Consider the following 16,452-nt stretch of genomic DNA (forward strand, 5'->3'; position numbering starts at 1 on the left):
AGCTCACTTCGAGCTTTCTGCTGTCGCCCGAACGCGCCATCGAAGGCTGGCCCGTGGCCGCCTCCGGTGAACTGGACGCGAGCCACGTCGAAGCCATCCTCGAACTGAAGCCCGAAGTTGTCCTGCTGGGCACCGGCGAACGTCAGGTATTCCCCAGCCCCGCTTTCATGGCCGGACTGCTGCGCAAGGGAGTGGGTGTGGAAGTAATGGACAACGCTGCCGCCGCACGCACCTACGATCTGTTGGCTGGTGAGCATCGCCGGGTGGTGGTGGCGTTCATTCTGCCCGGCTGACAGTCAAGGCCGCCTTATCTGTAGGAGCGCACCCAGTGCGCGAAAAGCCTACGAAGCGACGACGCTTTTTTCGATCGGTGCCCCGAGTGGTATTGCGATACCGCCATCGCGCACTGGGTGCGCTCGTACAGGGGCAAAGCACTAGCGCGAGGGCAGATAACCCATCGGGTCGACCGGGTTGCCGTCTTTGCGGATCTGGAACTGCAGTTCGTCGCGTGATGCGCCGGTGGAACCCATCTCGGCGATCTGCTGGCCGGCGGTGACGCGCTGGCCTTCCTTCACCAGTCGCTTGTTGTTGTGGCCATAGGCCGACAGGTAGCTGTCGTTGTGCTTGACGATGATCAACTCGCCATAGCCCACCAGGCCATTGCCGCTGTACACCACCACGCCGTCGGCAGCAGCGCGCACGGGATCTCCCGATTTGCCGGCAATCTCGATGCCGGGAATGGCGTCGCCCGATTGGAAGCGCTTGATCAGCGAACCGTCCGCGGGCCAGCGCCAGGTCACGCCGCCGTTGCTGCGCGTGCCCCCGGTTGAAGGCGGTGACGGAGGGGCCGGTGGCGGCGTGTTGCTGGCCGTGGCGGCGGGAGCACCCGCGACCGGCACGACCGGCGTGGTGCTGGCAGCCGGCGCAGGCGTGCCGGCGGGCGCGCCCGCCGGCGGATTGGCGGCAACGGGACCTTCCACATGCGCTTGTGCCGGCGGCGGCGACGCTTGCACGGGAGCGGACGCAGGATGGATGGGTGACGTGCTCGATGCGGTGGCCGGCGCTTTGGCGGCTACAACAGCGGGTGCTGGATGGGTGGCGGCCACCGGCTTGCCACCCGGCGGCGCGAGCTTGAGTTCCTGTCCGGGCCAGATCGTGTAGGGCGCGGCGATGTTGTTCCAGCTCGCCAGGTCGCGGAAGTCCACACCGTTGCGGAAGGCTATCGAGTAGAGCGTGTCGCCCTTGCTGACGCGATAGCTGCCGCCGGGCGACGGGCGCACAGCCGGTTCCACGGTCCGGGACGGACCCGTACCCGCGGCAGGTTCGACCACGACCGAGCGCTGCGTTCCGCAGGCGGCCAGCAGGATGGCAGAGGTCAGGGCGATCGACCGGAGATATCCATTCATGGGAACCAGCATAACGAGGCGCCGCGCTATTTTCATGCGTGCGGCGATGCTTGCGCGGCCTGAACGGCGGCCGCCGTTCAGCGCGAGCAGATCCACCACGCCAGCAATCCGGCAAGAATGACCAGCGCGGCCCAGCCGATCCGCTCGATGTGCTTGTGCAGAATGCGCTCGGCGCGCTCGCCAAAGATGCGGATCAATAGCGCCAGCAACCACACGCGCTTGCCGCGCCCCACCGCCATGCACACCAGGAACGGAATCACCGGCACGCCCACGATGCCCGCTGCCCAGGTCACGAACTTCATCGGCACCACGGGCTGCAGCGCCGCCAGCGCCAACACCAGCAACAGGCCCAGCCAATGCTCGTTCATCTGCAGGCGCAGGTTGTCCACGCCCTTTTCGATCGGCGCCAGCAGGTGCAAGACATCGAGCAGAGGCGACAGCGCGTGGAACGCCCAATGCCCCAACGCGTAGCCCACCAGCGAGCCCAGCAGCGAGAACAACAGGCTGAGGTTGGCGTAGAAGAACGCCTTGTGGCGCTTGCCGAGCATCATCGGTGCCAGCATCACTTCCGGCATGATCGGGAAGATGAAGGCTTCGACGAAACTCAATCCGCACAGGTAATAGACGGCATTCGGGTGGCGCGCCCACGTCAGTGCGCGCGCATACAAGGGTCCAAACAGACGCATTCAGTCGCTTCCCTGGAATGTCAGGCGCATCAGCCGATGCCACCAAGCAAGGGGACGAAGCTGACCGCGCCCAGTTCCTCCTGCACAAAATCGCCCTGTCCGTCACCGCGCATGCGGATCAGCATCTGGTTGCTGGGCGAGCCGACCGGCGCCACCAGCACGCCCGTGGGGCTGAGCTGGTCGAGCACCGCGTGCGGGATCGCATCGCCGGCAGCGGTAAGAATGATGGCGTCGAACGGGGCTTCGTCCGCCCAGCCGAGCTTGCCGTCATCGTGGCGCGAGCGGATGTTGTTGAGCCCCAGCTGGCGGAAACGCCGGCGCGCCTGGCGCAGCAATTCCTCGATGCGTTCCACCGTGTAGAGCTGCGGCACCAGCTGCGCCAGCACCACGGCCTGGTAGCCCGAGCCGGTGCCGATCTCCAGCACCTTCTGCGGCACGCCGAATTCAAGTAGCGCTTCGGTCATGCGCGCAACCACCCACGGCTGGGAGATGGTCTGCCCATGCCCGATGGGAAGCGCGGTGTTCTCGTAGGCGCGCGAATGCAGCGCCTGATCGATGAAATGGTGGCGCGGCGTGTTGCGGATCACGTCGATCACGCGCTGGTCGCGGATGCCCTCTTCCTTCAGCTTGGTCGCCAGGCGGTCGCGTGCGCGCTGCGAGGTCATGCCCTCGCCCTTCAGTGCGGATGGCGGCAATGGATGCACGTTCATCCCCTCACGCAGCCTCGTCGGCGTTGTTGCCACCGACGCCTTCGTTCAACGCACCGACCCAGCTGCTGACCTTTTCCAGCGCCTGGAAGCGCGTCAGGTCGACATGGATGGGCGTGACCGACACAAAGCCACGATGCACGGCGTTGAAATCGGTGCCTGGACCCGCATCGTCCACGTCACCCGCCGGGCCGATCCACCAGACCGTCTTGCCGCGCGGGTCCGTCTGCCTGATGCATGGCGCGGAACGATGACGCTTGCCCAACCTTGTGACTTCGAAACCGCGGATCTCATCCCACGGACGATCGGGCACGTTGACATTGAGGATGGTGTCGGCCGGCAGCGGGTCGACCAGCAGGCGCTGCATCAGCAGCAGCACCGCATTGGCAGCTGAGTCGTAATGGATGCCATGGTGATCCGTGCTCACCAATGACACGGCGATCGCCGGCAGGCCCAGGAAACGACCTTCCATCGCGGCTGACACGGTGCCCGAATAGATGACGTCGTCGCCCAGGTTGGCGGAATTGTTGATGCCGGACACGACGATGTCGGGCTCGTGGTCGAGCATGCCGGCCAGCGCCAGGTGCACGCAGTCGGTGGGCGTGCCGGCCACGCGGTAATAACCGTTGTCCATCTTCAGCGCGCGAATCGGCGCATCGAGCGTGAGGGAATTGCTGGCACCGGAGCGGTCGCGGTCAGGCGCCACCACTGTTACCTGGCCGACCGCGCCAAGGCGCTCGGCGAGCACGCGGATGCCAGGTGCATCCACGCCGTCGTCGTTTGAAACCAGAACTCGCATGATGATCCGTTCAAAGCCAGTCGCGGTGTCTTCCATGGACTAAGACACCGGGTGAAGCCCGAAGTCTACCGGACCACGGCTCCGGTTTCACATCGCCGTGAGGTCTGATCATGGTGGCTAAATCCCATGAAAAACCGTTCCTCCGGCTCAGTGGCGCCGCGACGCGAAGGTGTTCCGGCTGCATTACGATGGTTCCATGAAACACCGCCCTCCCGCCCAGGTCACCGACGACGACGCCCGCCTGTTTCGCGATGCGATCGGCGAGGTGAAGCTGCTCGACCCCGTGGCGCCGCCGCCTGCCGCGCCCAGGCCGCAGCCTCAGGCGCACATGTTCGAGGCGGACGAAGCCGCGGTGCCCGGCGAACTGCTCGACATGGCCTTCGACCCTACCCTGCTGGAAGTCGGCGAGGAACTGAGCTATCTGCGGGACGGCTATCCGCCCAAACTGCTGAAGCAACTCAAGCGCGGCCAGTTCAGCATCCAGGACGATATCGACCTGCACCAGATGAACGCCGCTGCCGCCCAGGCGTGCATTGCCGATTTCCTGGCGGAAGCGAAGCACCATGGCATCCGTTGCGTGCGCATTGTCCATGGCAAGGGGTTGCGCTCGCGATCGACAGGGCCGGTGTTGAAGGCACTGACGGATCGGCTGTTGCGGCGTCGCGACGACGTGGTGGCGTTTGCGTCGGCGCGGCCGATGCAAGGGGGAACAGGGGCGGTTGTGGTGTTGTTGAAAGGGTGATTTTTCGGTTTTTTTTGAGAGCGAGCCTGCGCGTTCGTTCCCGTCCTTTGTAGGAGCGCACCCTGTGCGCGAACGCTTTTTGCCTCAGTCCTTCCGACCGTCACCCGAAGGGCGGAGGGCAGGATGCCCGGAGTGAAAGAAAAGCAGCCACCGTGAAGGTGGTGAGGGTGCGAGGCTTGCGTGGTGTTCAACGCCCTGGCTCTTTCTGCGCCAAGGAGTGAGCAGGGGTGGGCCGTATACGCCACCTCTGAGGGCAGCGGGAACCGCCGCGATCAACCTGTCCGCGCAATCTCCCTCACCACGGTCGTCGCATACGCACCCGCCGGCAGCTCGAAACTCAGTTCAAGCGCAGTGTCATCCAGCCAGCGCCATTTGAGGTTCTGCGGGATCATGCGCAACGCGCGCCGCTCCTGGTCCATCTTGGCGGCGACCAGACCGTCGGCAAGGTCCGCGTTCGCTGCGGCTACGGCGTTTTCAAGCGCGGCGACATCTTCTTTCGCCGGCGTGTCACCGCGGCCCCACAGCGGGCCGGAAGGATGGATGTCGCCGCGCGCCAGGCGCTCGGACAAGGTGGCGTCGAACGGCTCGGGTCCGAACCACGAGCGTGAGCCTGCCAACGCCCAGATTTCGCCATCCATTGGCGAGTCCCAGCTGCCCTGCTCCACGCGCGCAGAGAGGACGTGGTTGAAGATGTGCGAGCGCGCGGCGGAGAGCAGGAAGTGACGCTTGTCGCGATCGAAACGACGGCCGGCAAACATGGCGCGGGCCAGCGCGACGTTGCCGCCTTCGCGGCCGAAACGCTGTTCGCCGAAATAGTTGGGCACGCCACGCTGGGCGATCTGTGCCAGCACCTGCTCCGCGACGACGCGATCACCCTCGGCGTGACGCAGCACCAGCACGAATCGATTGCCGCGCAGTGCGCCCCGCTTGAGCTTGCGCTTGTGGCGAGTGGCTGCCAGCACCTTCACTTCTTCGTGCGGAAACATGCTCCAGTCCGGATCGGGCTTACCGGCGAGCTGCACGGAGAAGGTCTGCCGTGTCACCGCGTGGCGATCCTTGAGGCCCGCATAACCCACGTTGAGCGGCGGGATCCCGGCGAAACGGGCCAGTTCGCGCGCAACCCAGTCAGTGTTGGCACCGCGCTTCTCGACCCACAGCAGCGCGTGCTCGCCCTCACCGTCGGCGTCATAGCCAAGGATTTCCTCCACCAGGAAATCCTCAGGGCTGCTGCGCATCACGGCAGTCAGCGGCGGGTTGCCGTAGGCATAGGGCAGTTCGAGATCGGACATGGGACTCCGCCGGCCGCACCGGCTTCAACAGGACAATGACGCCAGCGGCGTATTACATCAGGAACAGCGTGGCCAGGCCGAGAAAGATGAAGAAGCCGCCCGAATCGGTCATCGCGGTGATCAGCACGCTGGAACCTAGTGCAGGATCGCGCCCCATTCGCGTCATCAGCATAGGGATGGCGACGCCGCAGAAAGCGGCCAGCACCAGATTGAGCGACATGGCAGCCGTCATGACAACGCCAAGTTGCGGATTGTCGTAGAGCAGCCACGCCACCACGCCGATGACGCCACCCCAGATGAGGCCGTTGAGCAGCGCCACGCCGATTTCCTTGCGCCACAGGCGCCGCGCGTTGGCGGGCGAAATCTGGTCCAGCGCCAGTGCGCGCACGATCATGGTGATGGTCTGGTTGCCCGAATTGCCGCCGATGCCTGCGACGATGGGCATCAACGTCGCCAGCGCCACCAGGTGCTGGATGGAGCCTTCGAACAGGCCGATGACGCGCGAAGCAATGAACGCCGTGACCAGGTTGATCGCCAACCACGCCCAGCGATTGCGAACCGATTTCCAGGCCGAGGCGAAGATGTCTTCTTCTTCGCGCAGGCCACCGCGACTCAGCGCTTCGCTTTCGCTCTCCTCGCGCAACACGTCCACCATGGAATCGATGGTGATGCGGCCGATGAGATGGCCGGTGCTGTCGACGACGGGGGCGGTAACCAAGTCGTAGCGCTCGAATGCCTGCGCCGTTTCGTAGGCGTCGTCGATGGGATGGAAGGTGTTGACGTCGGGCGCCATCACGTCGCTCACCATCTTTTCCGGCGAATTGACCAACAACCAGTGCAACGGGAGCACGCCGGTCAGCAGGTTGTCCTGGTTCACGACGAACAACTTGTCGGTCTGCTCGGGCAGCTCGTCGAAGCGGCGCAGGTAACGCAGCACGGTCTCCAGGCTGATGTCTTCGCGGATGGTGACCATCTCGAAGTCCATCAGCGCGCCGACCTGATCGTCGGGATACGACAAGGCCGCCTGCACGCGCTCGCGCTGCTGCGCGTCCAGGCTTGCCATCAGCTCGGGCAGCACTTCCGTCGGAAGGTCGTCGACGAGATCGGCCAGTTCATCAGCATCGAGCGGTTCGACCGCGGCGAGGATCTCCCCCTGGTCCATGTCCGCAATCAGCGACTCGCGGACCGCGTCGGAAACCTCCAGCAAAATCTCGCCGTCGCGATCGGCCTTTACCCGTTGCCAGATGGCGAGGCGGTGCTGCAGCGGCAACGACTCAAGTAGGTAGGCGATGTCCGCCGGATGCAGGCCATCGAGCAATTGCTGCAGTTCGGCCTCGGTGTCGCGGAAGGCCTGGCTGTCGTCCGGCGCCGGCAGTTGCTCCAGGCCGCGCAACCGCCTGAGCAGCTCGTTCAGCGTATCGAGCTGCTCGTGCAGGCGCGGCGCAGGACTGCGGGCGGCGGCTTCGGTCATGCGCGGACCAGCAGCACGCAGGCTTGCGCGGCAATGCCTTCGCCGCGCCCGGTAAAACCGAGTTTTTCAGTGGTGGTGGCCTTGATGCTGACCTGGCCGATGTCGCAGCCCAGTTCGTCGGCCACCGCCTCACGCATCGCCTGCGCATGCGGGCCGACCTTCGGCGCCTCGCAGATGACGGTGACATCGGCGTTGCCCAGCGCGTACCCCTCGCCCCGCATCAGGCTCGCGGCATGGCGAAGGAACAGTCGGCTGTCGGCGTTGCGCCACTGTTCCTGGCTCGGCGGGAAATGGCGGCCGATATCACCCATGGCCAGCGCGCCGAAGATGGCATCGCACAAGGCATGAATCACCACGTCACCGTCCGAATGCGCCACGACGCCGCGACTGTGCGGCACCCGCACGCCGCCGAGCATGACGTGATCGCCATCGCCAAAGATATGGACGTCGAAGCCCTGGCCGATCCGCATCATGAAGAAACTCCTTATCTGGTTCGCGGCAACAGGAACTCGGCCAGCGCGAAGTCCGCGGCCGTCGTCACCTTGATATTGTCCTCGGCACCTTCGACCAGCAACGGGGCAAAACCCGCGCGCTCCATCGCCATGGCCTCGTCACTGACCGTGATGCCAGCGGCCGAGGCCGCCTGCAATGCAGCGCAAAGATCGCTCCGACGGAACATCTGCGGCGTGAAGGCGCGCCAGCGATGATCGCGCGGCTCGGTTTCATGGCTGCGTCCGTCACCGCCGGCCCGCTTGAGCGTGTCGCGCAAAGGCGCGCCGAGCAGGCCGCCACCGGCGGGCACGCCAAGTTCGATCAACCGCGTAATGTCGGCTTCACGCACACAGGGACGCGCCGCATCGTGCACCAGCACGAAGGTGTCGTCGTGCACGTCGACCGGCAATGCGTGCAGACCGGCGAGTACGGAATCGCAGCGCTCGGCGCCGCCGATGGCGGTACGCACGGGTTTGCCATGGATGCTGTCGATGGAGGGCCAGTGGCCGTCGGCGGCGCCAAGCACCACCATCAGGCCGGCAATCATCGGATGCGCCGCCAGCCGATCTAGCGTGTGCAGGATCAGCGGGCGTCCCGCGAGGGAAAGATATTGCTTGGGAAGGTCGCCACCGACTCGGGTGCCGCGACCCGCCGCCGGCACTACGCACCACAGGGGCTGCATATCAATGCGCGCCGGCGGAAGCGGCTGACACGGGCGCCTGGCTGGCACCCGGCTTTTCGACCACCTGGTAGAACGTTTCGCCCGGCTTGATCAGGCCCAGCTCGGCACGCGCCCGCGCTTCGACAGCCTGTTCCCCGTGCTTGAGGTCGTAGACGTCCGCGCCCAGCGCCTGGTTGCGCTGGGTCAGCTTGTCGTTGTCCTCACCCTGCTTCTTCACAGCGGCGCGCAAGGATTCCACCTCTCGCACGCCACCGTTGCCGTGCCACAGTTTGACCTGCAGCGCGATCAGCAACAGCACCAGGACCAGGGCGACCCAACGCAGCATGGGCGGTCAATGCTCCCTGTCAGCCCGGAAGACGGGCCAGGTTCGGGAACGCATCGCGGCCGGCGTAACGAGCCGCCGACCCCAGCGCTTCCTCGATGCGCAGCAGCTGGTTGTACTTGGCCACGCGATCAGTGCGGCACAGCGAACCGGTCTTGATCTGGGTGGCGGTGGTCGCCACGGCGATATCGGAGATGGTGGTGTCCTCCGTCTCGCCCGAGCGGTGCGAGATCACCGCCGAGTACTTGGCGGCGTCTGCCATCGCGATGGCTTCGAGCGTCTCCGACAGCGTGCCGATCTGGTTCACCTTGATCAGGATCGAGTTGGCGATGTGCTTTTCGATGCCTTCGCGGAAGATCGTCGGATTGGTCACGAACAGGTCGTCGCCGACGATCTGGATGCGGTCGCCAATGCGGTCGGTCAGCAGCTTCCAGCCATCCCAGTCGCCTTCGGCCATGCCATCTTCGATGGTGACGATCGGATACTGCTTCGCCCAGCTGGCCAGCAGATCGACGAACTCGGCCGAGCTGTAGACCTTGCCTTCGCCGGCCAGGTCGTACTTGCCGTTCTTGTAGAACTCGGAGCTCGCGGCATCGAGGCCGAGCAGGATGTCGCTGCCCGCCTTGTAACCGGCCTTGTTGATCGCCTCAAGGATGGTATCGAGTGCTTCGATGTTGGAGCGCAGATCCGGCGCGAAACCGCCCTCGTCGCCCACGGCGGTGTTCAGGCCCTTGCCCTTGAGCACGCTCTTCAAGGCATGGAAGATTTCCGCGCCGGCGCGCAGCGCCTCGGCGAAGCTCGACGCGCCTACCGGCAGCACCATGAACTCCTGCACGTCGACGTTGTTGTCGGCATGGGCACCGCCGTTGATGATGTTCATCATCGGCACCGGCAGCGCGCCCGGCTTGCCGGTGGTGCCGTTGATGGAAGCCAGGTACTGCCACAGCGGCTGGCGCGTCTGCGCCGCGACGGCATGCGCGGCGGCCATCGACACGCCGAGGATGGCGTTGGCGCCCAGATTGCCCTTGTTCGGCGTGCCATCGAGATTGATCAGCTTGGCATCGAGGCCGCCCTGGTTGGCTGCATCGAAACCCTTCAGTGCGCTGGCGATGGCGCCATCGACGTTGCCCACGGCGTTCTTCACGCCCTTGCCCAGGTAACGCGACTTGTCGCCGTCACGCAGCTCAACCGCTTCGCGCGAACCCGTCGATGCGCCGCTGGGCACCGCGGCCCGACCGAAGCCGCCACCGGCGAGGGTCACCTCCGCCTCAAGCGTGGGATTGCCGCGGGAATCGAGGATTTCACGTGCGTGGATGCGGGTGATGTCGGTGCTCATGGGATCCGTAGCTTGATGAGGTGAATGAAGCGAGGGGGAACATCCTGCCTGATTTGCGGGGGATTCGCTTCATTCGCGCCTCCCCGCAACGAATCAGAGCGTGTGTTCCAGGAAGACGTGGCGCTTGGTCACCTGATCGAGTTCGAGCAGGGTTTCCAGCAGCGCCTCCATCTTGCCGAGCGGCCAGGCGTTGGGGCCGTCGCTGAGGGCTTTTTCCGGATTGGGGTGCGTCTCCGCGAACAGGCCCGACACGCCTACGGCCACGGCCGCACGCGCAAGCACCGGTACAAACTCGCGCTGTCCACCCGAACTGGTGCCCTGCCCGCCCGGCAGCTGCACCGAGTGAGTGGCGTCGAACACCACCGGGCAGCCGGTGTCGCGCATCACGCTGAGTGAGCGCATGTCCGACACCAGGTTGTTGTAGCCGAAGCTCGCGCCGCGCTCACAGACCATGATGTCGTCGTTGCCGACGGCCTTGGCCTTCTCGACCACGTTCTTCATGTCCCACGGCGCGAGGAACTGGCCCTTCTTGATGTTCACCGGCTTGCCGGCGCGGGCCACGTTCTGGATGAAGTCGGTCTGGCGACACAGGAAGGCCGGCGTCTGCAGGACGTCGACCACCGCGGCCACTTCGTTCATCGGCGTGTATTCATGCACGTCGGTGAGCACAGGCACGCCGAGCTGGCGCTTCACTTCGCCCAGGATCTTCAGGCCCGCTTCCAGGCCGGGACCGCGGAAGCTGGTGCCGGAGGAACGATTGGCCTTGTCGAAGCTGGACTTGAAGATGAAGTGGATGCCGAGCTTGGCGGTGATTTCCTTGAGCTTGCCTGCGGTGTCCATCTGCAACTGCTCGGACTCGACCACGCAGGGGCCGGCGATCAGGAACAGCGGGTGCTCCAGGCCGACTTCAAATCCACACAACTTCATGCGACAGACTCCTTGGCGAGACGCTCACCCTCGCGCACCGCCTTGAACTCACGGGCGGCCTGCACGAAGCCGATGAACAGGGGGTGGCCGTCGCGCGGGGTGGAGGTGAATTCCGGGTGTGCCTGGCACCCGAGGAACCACGGGTGCTTCTGCTGCGGCAGTTCGACGATTTCCACCAGCAGATCGTCCATCGACTTGCCGGAGATCACCAGGCCGAGGTCTTCAAACGACTGGCGATAGCGGTTGTTGAACTCGTAGCGATGGCGATGGCGCTCGCGCACCACGTCCTGACCGTACATTTCGCGGGCCAACGTGCCGGCCTTGAGGCGGCATTCCTGTGCACCCAGGCGCATGGTGCCGCCCAGGTCCGAGCGCTCGCTGCGCTGCTCGACTTCACCGGTGGCAGTGGTCCACTCGGTGATCAGCGCGATGACCGGATCGGAAGTGTTGCGATCGTTCTCACTGGAATCGGCATCGCCGAGGCCGGCCACGCTGCGGGCGAAGTCCACCACCGCCGCATGCATGCCGTAGCAGATGCCGAAGTACGGCACGCCCTTCTCGCGCGCATAGCGGGCCGCCAGCACCTTGCCTTCGAAACCCCGCTTGCCGAAACCACCCGGCACCAGGATGGCATCGGCATTGCCCAGCACCTTGGCGGCGCCGTCGGCCTCGACCTGCTCCGAATCAACCCAATTGAGATTGACGCGGGTCTGCTGCTTGATGCCGCCGTGGCGCAGCGCCTCGCCCAAGGACTTGTAGGCGTCCTTATGCTCGACGTACTTGCCGACGATGGCGACAGTGACCTCGTCCTTGGGGTTTTCCACGGCGTCGACCGTGCGCTGCCACGAAGACAGGTCGGCCGGGCCGGCCTGCAGGCCCAGGCGCTTGACCACGATCTCGTCCAGCCCCTGCTTGTGCAGGTACAGCGGCTGCTTGTAGATGATGTCCACGTCGGCCGCGCTGATCACGGCGTTCTCGGGCACGTTGGTGAACAGAGCGATCTTGCGGCGCTCGCCATCGGGCAGCGGCTGTTCGCAGCGGCACAGCAGGATGTCCGGCTGGATACCGATGGAGCGCAGCTCCTTCACCGAATGCTGGGTCGGCTTGGTTTTGATCTCGCCGGCAGCCTTGATGTACGGCACCAGGGTGAGATGCATGAACAGCACCTTCTCCGGGCCGTGCTCAATGCGCAGCTGGCGGATGGCTTCCAGGAACGGCAGCGACTCGATGTCGCCCACGGTGCCGCCGATCTCGACCAGCGCCACGTCAAAGCCGCGGGTGGCCTCGTGGATGCAGTGCTTGATCTCGTCGGTGATGTGGGGGATGACCTGCACAGTCGCGCCCAGGTAGTCGCCGCGGCGCTCCTTGCGGATCACCGACTCGTAGATCTTGCCCGTGGTGATGGAATTCTTGCCCGTGAGACGGGTATGGACGAAGCGCTCGTAGTGGCCCAGGTCCAGGTCGGTCTCGGCGCCGTCGTCGGTCACATAGACCTCGCCGTGCTGGAAGGGACTCATGGTGCCCGGATCCACGTTGATGTAAGGATCGAGCTTCATCATGGTGACCGAAAGGCCACGCGCTTCCAGGATGGAAGCCAGCGACGCCGCGGCGATGCCCTTGCCAAGCGAGGACACCACACCGCCGGTGACGAAAATCAGGGGGGTCATGGGATGCAGCCGTGCTGGAAATTTGTATTTTACGGGAAGAACGGTCTGGCCGCGAGGGTTTGCAGCGGGTTAGATGACTGGTGTGCTCAAGTTGGGGGTCCGGATAGGCCTGGCCAGCCGCTCTCCCTCTACCTCGCCTCCCACTCACCGTCATTCCGGCGCAGGCCGGAATCCACTGGCGTAGAGGCAAGGTCTTCGCGAAAGCGGCTGGATGTTGGTCGTAAAAACCATACGCGCTACTGAATTCCGGCCTGCGCCGGAATGACGAGCATGAGAGTGGCAGCGCTGCGTCCAGGGCCCGGAAACGAGCAAGGCGCCCACAGGCGCCTTGTCGCGAGCCCAGATGAGCCGGCCTTACTCCACCGGCACCATCTGCGAGGTCGGGTGCATCATGTTGACATTCATGTTGTGGATCACCCACAGCGAGCCGACCACCACGATGGCCAGGATCAGCACGGTGAACAGCATGATGGCGAGGTTGCCGCGCTGCGATGGCGACGTGCCCATGTGCAGGAAGTAGACCAGCTGGACCACCAGCTGGGCCACGCCGAACACGATGATGCCCGGCATCATCAGGTCGTGCGGCACCAGGCCGCTCATGACCACGCCGAACGAGGCCAGGGTCAGCAGCACCGACAGGGCGAAGCCGATCAGGTAGGACTTGGTGCTGCCGTGGTCGGCGTGCGCGGCGTCGTGATGGGCCGCGTCGTGGGAATGGTTGCTGCCTGCCATCAGATAGCCCCCCGCAGGTAGACAAAGGTAAAGACGCAGATCCAGACGATGTCCAGGAAGTGCCAGAACAGGCTCAGACACGACAGGCGACGACGGTTCGCATCATCAAGGCCGTGGCGACGGATCATGTCCATCATCACCACCAGCCAGATCAGGCCGCAGGTGACGTGCAAACCGTGCGTGCCCACCAGGGTGAAGTAGCTGGACAGAAAGGCACTGCGGCTCGGGCCCGCACCTTCATGGATCAGCTTGGCGAACTCATACACTTCCATGCCGATGAAGCCGGCGCCGAACACGAAGGTCACCGCCAGCCAGGCCAGCAGCTTGCCCTTGCGGCCAGCATGCATGTTGAGCATGGCCATACCGAAGGTGACCGACGAGATCAGCAGCAGCATGGTCTCGCCGAGCACGTACGGCAGCTCGAACAATTCCTTGCCGGTGGGTCCGCCTGCCGTGCTGTTGGCCAGCACGGCGAACGTGGCGAACAGGCCCGAGAAGATCAGGCAGTCGCTCATCAGGTAGATCCAGAACCCCAGCAGGGTCTTGGATCCATCGTCGTGGTGGTGATGGTCGACGCCGCCGCCATGGGCATCGTCGAGTGCGCCATGGGAGACGCGAACTGCGGCACTGCTCATGGGTTACGCCACCTTCTGACGCTGGGGCGCGGCCACCGGAGCCACCTGCATGGTGTGGACCTGCTGCAGCTTGGCGTGGCGCGAACGCTCGATCTTCTCGACCTCGGACGCCGGCACCCAGTAATCGATGTCACGGTCGTACGCGCGCACGATGAACGCGGCCACCATACCCACCAGGCCTGCGGCAGCCATCCACCAGATGTGCCACACCAGCGCAAAGCCCAGGACCGTACCGAACGCGCCCATGACCACACCGACGCCGGTGTTGCGGGGCATGTGAATGTCTTCGTACTTGACAGGTTGCACGTAAGCGACTCCGTTTTGTTTGTCTTCCCAGAACTGGTCCAACTCACGCACCTGCGGAAGCGTGGCGAAGTTGTAGAACGGGGCGGGGGAACTGATGGACCATTCGAGCGTGCGGCCACCCCACGGGTCGCCACTGGGATCGGTGAGCTTCTTGCGGTCGCGGATGGACACGTAGAACTGCACCAGCGTGCAGAAGATGCCCAGCGCGATCACTGCGGCGCCGAGCGCGGCGACCACGAGGTACGGCTGCCAATCGGGATTGGCGTAGTGGTTCATGCGGCGCGTCATGCCCTTCAGGCCCAGCACGTACAGCGGCATGAAGGCCATGTAGAAGCCCACCAGCCAGCACCAGAACGACGCCTTGCCCCAGAATTCGTTGAGGCGGAAGCCGAAGGCCTTCGGGAACCAGTAGTTGATCGCGGCGAACACGCCGAACACCACGCCGCCGATGATCACGTTGTGGAAATGCGCGATCAAAAACACGCTGTTGTGGAGCACGAAGTCCGCACCAGGCACGGCCATCAGTACGCCGGTGACGCCGCCGATCACGAAGGTCACCATGAAGCCCACCGTCCACAGCATCGGCACGGTGAACTGCACGCGGCCGCGGTACATGGTGAACAACCAGTTGAACAGCTTCGCACCGGTGGGCACCGAGATGATCATCGTCGTGATGCCGAAGAAGGCATTCACGCTGGCGCCCGAGCCCATGGTGAAGAAGTGATGCAGCCACACCACGAACGACAGCACGCCGATGCACGAGGTGGCGTACACCATCGAGTTGTAGCCGAACAGCGGCTTCCTGGAGAACGTCGCGACGATCTCCGAATACGCGCCGAAGCACGGCAGGATCAGGATGTAGACCTCCGGATGGCCCCAGATCCAGATCAAATTCACGTACATCATGGCGTTGCCGCCAAGCTCGTTCGTGAAGAAGTGCGTTCCGAGGTAGCGGTCGGCGGTGAGCAGGGCCAGCGTCACCGTCAGGATCGGGAACGCCGCCACGATCAGGATGTTGGTGACCAGCGAGGTCCAGGTGAACACCGGCATCTTCATCAGCGTCATGCCGGGCGTGCGCATCTTCATGATGGTCACGATGAAGTTGATGCCGCTAAGCGTTGTGCCCAGTCCTGACAGCTGCAGTGACCAGATGTAGTAATCCACGCCCACCGTCGGGCTGTATTGCAGGCCCGACAGCGGCGGATACGCCAACCAGCCGGTCGCGGCGAAGTCACCGACGAACAGCGACACCATGACCAGCACCACGCCCGACATGAACAGCCAGAAGCTGAGCGAGTTGAGGAACGGATAGGCCACGTCGCGCGCGCCGATCTGCAGCGGCACCACCAGGTTCATCAGGCCGGTGATGAACGGCATCGCCACGAAGAAGATCATGATCACGCCATGGGCGGTGAACACCTGGTCGAAGTGGTGCGGTGGCAGATAGCCGGCGGCGTCGGAGGCAGCCATCGCCTGCTGCAGGCGCATCATGATTGCGTCGGAGAAGCCGCGCAGCAGCATCACCAGCGCCACGATGATGTACATGATGCCGATCTTCTTGTGGTCCACCGAGGTGAACCATTCGGACCACAGGTAGCCCCACAGGCCCTTGCGCGTGATGAGGACGAACAACGCCAGGCCGCCAAGGATCACGGCGGCAAGCGTGCCCATGACGATCGGCTCGTGGTACGGGATGGCCTCGAGGGTGAGCTTTCCAAACATGACTTACTTCTCTGCCTGAGTCGGGGTGGTGTTCGAGGACACAGCGTCCCCGTCCTCGTGGTGGTGCATGTCCATCGGCATGCCGGCCTGCGACATGTCGTGATGCGCGTCCATCGGCATCTCGCCGTGCGAGGCCGCGTCGTGCGACATGTCGCCCATGTGCTTGTTGACCACGCTGGTGAACAGGCCCGGCGTCACCTGGCCGTAATAGGAAACCGGCAGCTTCTGGCTGGGCTGGGCCAGCGCCTTGTAGCTGTCGCCATCCAGCGTGGCCTGCGTGGCCTTGGCCTTGGCGATCCAGTCCTTGAAGCCATCCTCGGAAGTGGCGATGGCCTTGAAGTGCATGTCCGAGAAACCTTCGCCGCTGAAGTTGGACGACAGGCCTTCGTAGCTGCCCGGCTCGCGCGCGATGAGGTGCAGCTTGGTTTCCATGCCGGCCATGGCGTAGATCTGGCTGCCCAGCTGCGGAATGAAGAACGCATTCATCACCGAATCGGAGGTGATCTGGAAATTCACCGGGCGATCGACCGG

Annotated in this window: 18 protein-coding genes; 2 read left to right on the plus strand and 16 right to left on the minus strand. The window is 64.4% G+C overall.

The genetic code is table 11. The features are described from left to right. Positions 1 to 293: Mth938-like domain-containing protein (locus VFG49_RS03220; protein ID WP_324858065.1), on the plus strand; the 293-nt coding region annotated here is incomplete at its 5' end. A gap of 141 nt (positions 294 to 434) precedes the next feature. Here the strand turns inward: VFG49_RS03220 and VFG49_RS03225 are convergent. The 4 genes from VFG49_RS03225 to surE all read right to left on the minus strand — a co-directional run bounded on the left by VFG49_RS03225 (position 435) and on the right by surE (position 3,598). After that, positions 435 to 1,418, minus strand: coding sequence for a peptidoglycan DD-metalloendopeptidase family protein (locus tag VFG49_RS03225; RefSeq protein ID WP_324858066.1), 984 nt, complete (start codon positions 1,416 to 1,418; stop codon positions 435 to 437). A gap of 65 nt (positions 1,419 to 1,483) precedes the next feature. Then, positions 1,484 to 2,092, minus strand: coding sequence for a YqaA family protein (locus VFG49_RS03230; RefSeq protein ID WP_324858067.1), 609 nt, complete (start codon positions 2,090 to 2,092; stop codon positions 1,484 to 1,486). A gap of 29 nt (positions 2,093 to 2,121) precedes the next feature. Continuing rightward, complete coding sequence (locus tag VFG49_RS03235) at positions 2,122 to 2,802, minus strand: protein-L-isoaspartate(D-aspartate) O-methyltransferase (protein ID WP_324858068.1); 681 nt, start codon at positions 2,800 to 2,802, stop codon at positions 2,122 to 2,124. A 4-nt stretch (positions 2,803 to 2,806) separates the two neighbouring features. Beyond that, positions 2,807 to 3,598 carry a 5'/3'-nucleotidase SurE gene (gene surE, locus VFG49_RS03240; RefSeq protein ID WP_324858069.1) on the minus strand — a complete coding sequence of 264 codons (792 nt, stop codon included), beginning with the start codon at positions 3,596 to 3,598 and terminating at the stop codon, positions 2,807 to 2,809. Positions 3,599 to 3,794: 196 nt separating this feature from the next. On the opposite strand from surE, the gene VFG49_RS03245 reads away from it, so the two are divergent. Further along, positions 3,795 to 4,340, plus strand: coding sequence for a Smr/MutS family protein (locus tag VFG49_RS03245; RefSeq protein WP_324858070.1), 546 nt, complete (start codon positions 3,795 to 3,797; stop codon positions 4,338 to 4,340). Between the two features lie 272 nt (positions 4,341 to 4,612). Here VFG49_RS03245 and truD read toward each other — a convergent pair whose 3' ends face one another. The 12 genes from truD to VFG49_RS03305 all read right to left on the minus strand — a co-directional run. Next, a complete protein-coding gene (gene truD / locus VFG49_RS03250) occupies positions 4,613 to 5,629 on the minus strand; it encodes a tRNA pseudouridine(13) synthase TruD (protein WP_324858071.1) in 1,017 nt (338 codons plus the stop codon). Between the two features lie 52 nt (positions 5,630 to 5,681). After that, on the minus strand, positions 5,682 to 7,100 hold the full coding sequence (mgtE, locus tag VFG49_RS03255) for a magnesium transporter (RefSeq protein WP_324858072.1): 1,419 nt from the start codon (positions 7,098 to 7,100) through the stop codon (positions 5,682 to 5,684). After that, positions 7,097 to 7,570, minus strand: coding sequence for a 2-C-methyl-D-erythritol 2,4-cyclodiphosphate synthase (gene ispF, locus VFG49_RS03260; RefSeq protein WP_324858082.1), 474 nt, complete (start codon positions 7,568 to 7,570; stop codon positions 7,097 to 7,099). Before ispF ends, mgtE begins: the two co-directional genes overlap by 4 nt. A gap of 14 nt (positions 7,571 to 7,584) precedes the next feature. Next, complete coding sequence (gene ispD, locus VFG49_RS03265) at positions 7,585 to 8,274, minus strand: 2-C-methyl-D-erythritol 4-phosphate cytidylyltransferase (protein WP_324858073.1); 690 nt, start codon at positions 8,272 to 8,274, stop codon at positions 7,585 to 7,587. A 1-nt stretch (position 8,275) separates the two neighbouring features. Further along, positions 8,276 to 8,599, minus strand: a complete 324-nt coding sequence (gene ftsB, locus VFG49_RS03270; RefSeq protein ID WP_324858074.1) for a cell division protein FtsB — start codon at positions 8,597 to 8,599, stop codon at positions 8,276 to 8,278. A gap of 19 nt (positions 8,600 to 8,618) precedes the next feature. Beyond that, positions 8,619 to 9,932: a phosphopyruvate hydratase gene (gene eno, locus VFG49_RS03275; protein ID WP_324858075.1), complete on the minus strand. Its 1,314-nt coding sequence runs from the start codon at positions 9,930 to 9,932 to the stop codon at positions 8,619 to 8,621. 93 nt (positions 9,933 to 10,025) lie between these two features. After that, positions 10,026 to 10,859, minus strand: a complete 834-nt coding sequence (kdsA, locus tag VFG49_RS03280) for a 3-deoxy-8-phosphooctulonate synthase (protein WP_324858076.1) — start codon at positions 10,857 to 10,859, stop codon at positions 10,026 to 10,028. Next, entirely contained in the window at positions 10,856 to 12,526 is a 1,671-nt protein-coding gene (locus tag VFG49_RS03285; protein ID WP_324858077.1) for a CTP synthase, read from the minus strand. Before VFG49_RS03285 ends, kdsA begins: the two co-directional genes overlap by 4 nt. Positions 12,527 to 12,880: 354 nt before the next feature. Beyond that, positions 12,881 to 13,258 carry a cytochrome o ubiquinol oxidase subunit IV gene (gene cyoD / locus VFG49_RS03290; RefSeq protein WP_324858078.1) on the minus strand — a complete coding sequence of 126 codons (378 nt, stop codon included), beginning with the start codon at positions 13,256 to 13,258 and terminating at the stop codon, positions 12,881 to 12,883. Beyond that, a complete protein-coding gene (gene cyoC / locus VFG49_RS03295; protein ID WP_324858079.1) occupies positions 13,258 to 13,893 on the minus strand; it encodes a cytochrome o ubiquinol oxidase subunit III in 636 nt (211 codons plus the stop codon). Before cyoC ends, cyoD begins: the two co-directional genes overlap by 1 nt. A 3-nt stretch (positions 13,894 to 13,896) precedes the next feature. Further along, a complete protein-coding gene (gene cyoB, locus VFG49_RS03300) occupies positions 13,897 to 15,921 on the minus strand; it encodes a cytochrome o ubiquinol oxidase subunit I (protein WP_324858080.1) in 2,025 nt (674 codons plus the stop codon). Between the two features lie 3 nt (positions 15,922 to 15,924). Then, positions 15,925 to 16,452 (minus strand): COX aromatic rich motif-containing protein (locus VFG49_RS03305; protein WP_324858081.1); only part of this gene is annotated, 528 nt, incomplete at its 5' end.

The organism is Dyella sp., assembly GCF_035685885.1.
Classification (GTDB): domain Bacteria; phylum Pseudomonadota; class Gammaproteobacteria; order Xanthomonadales; family Rhodanobacteraceae; genus Dyella.

What these genes read in the sequence shown, in the direction of transcription:
- ftsB (WP_324858074.1), bottom strand. Translation starts at nt 8,599, where the DNA reads ATGCTGCGTTGGGTCGCCCTGGTCCTGGTGCTGTTGCTGATCGCGCTG.
- mgtE (WP_324858072.1), bottom strand. Translation starts at nt 7,100, where the DNA reads ATGACCGAAGCCGCCGCCCGCAGTCCTGCGCCGCGCCTGCACGAGCAG.
- VFG49_RS03235 (WP_324858068.1), bottom strand. Translation starts at nt 2,802, where the DNA reads ATGAACGTGCATCCATTGCCGCCATCCGCACTGAAGGGCGAGGGCATG.
- surE (WP_324858069.1), bottom strand. Translation starts at nt 3,598, where the DNA reads ATGCGAGTTCTGGTTTCAAACGACGACGGCGTGGATGCACCTGGCATC.
- ispF (WP_324858082.1), bottom strand. Translation starts at nt 7,570, where the DNA reads ATGCGGATCGGCCAGGGCTTCGACGTCCATATCTTTGGCGATGGCGAT.
- truD (WP_324858071.1), bottom strand. Translation starts at nt 5,629, where the DNA reads ATGTCCGATCTCGAACTGCCCTATGCCTACGGCAACCCGCCGCTGACT.
- cyoC (WP_324858079.1), bottom strand. Translation starts at nt 13,893, where the DNA reads ATGAGCAGTGCCGCAGTTCGCGTCTCCCATGGCGCACTCGACGATGCC.
- cyoB (WP_324858080.1), bottom strand. Translation starts at nt 15,921, where the DNA reads ATGTTTGGAAAGCTCACCCTCGAGGCCATCCCGTACCACGAGCCGATC.
- eno (WP_324858075.1), bottom strand. Translation starts at nt 9,932, where the DNA reads ATGAGCACCGACATCACCCGCATCCACGCACGTGAAATCCTCGATTCC.
- ispD (WP_324858073.1), bottom strand. Translation starts at nt 8,274, where the DNA reads ATGCAGCCCCTGTGGTGCGTAGTGCCGGCGGCGGGTCGCGGCACCCGA.
- cyoD (WP_324858078.1), bottom strand. Translation starts at nt 13,258, where the DNA reads ATGGCAGGCAGCAACCATTCCCACGACGCGGCCCATCACGACGCCGCG.
- kdsA (WP_324858076.1), bottom strand. Translation starts at nt 10,859, where the DNA reads ATGAAGTTGTGTGGATTTGAAGTCGGCCTGGAGCACCCGCTGTTCCTG.
- VFG49_RS03285 (WP_324858077.1), bottom strand. Translation starts at nt 12,526, where the DNA reads ATGACCCCCCTGATTTTCGTCACCGGCGGTGTGGTGTCCTCGCTTGGC.
- VFG49_RS03245 (WP_324858070.1), top strand. Translation starts at nt 3,795, where the DNA reads ATGAAACACCGCCCTCCCGCCCAGGTCACCGACGACGACGCCCGCCTG.
- VFG49_RS03225 (WP_324858066.1), bottom strand. Translation starts at nt 1,418, where the DNA reads ATGCTGGTTCCCATGAATGGATATCTCCGGTCGATCGCCCTGACCTCT.
- VFG49_RS03230 (WP_324858067.1), bottom strand. Translation starts at nt 2,092, where the DNA reads ATGCGTCTGTTTGGACCCTTGTATGCGCGCGCACTGACGTGGGCGCGC.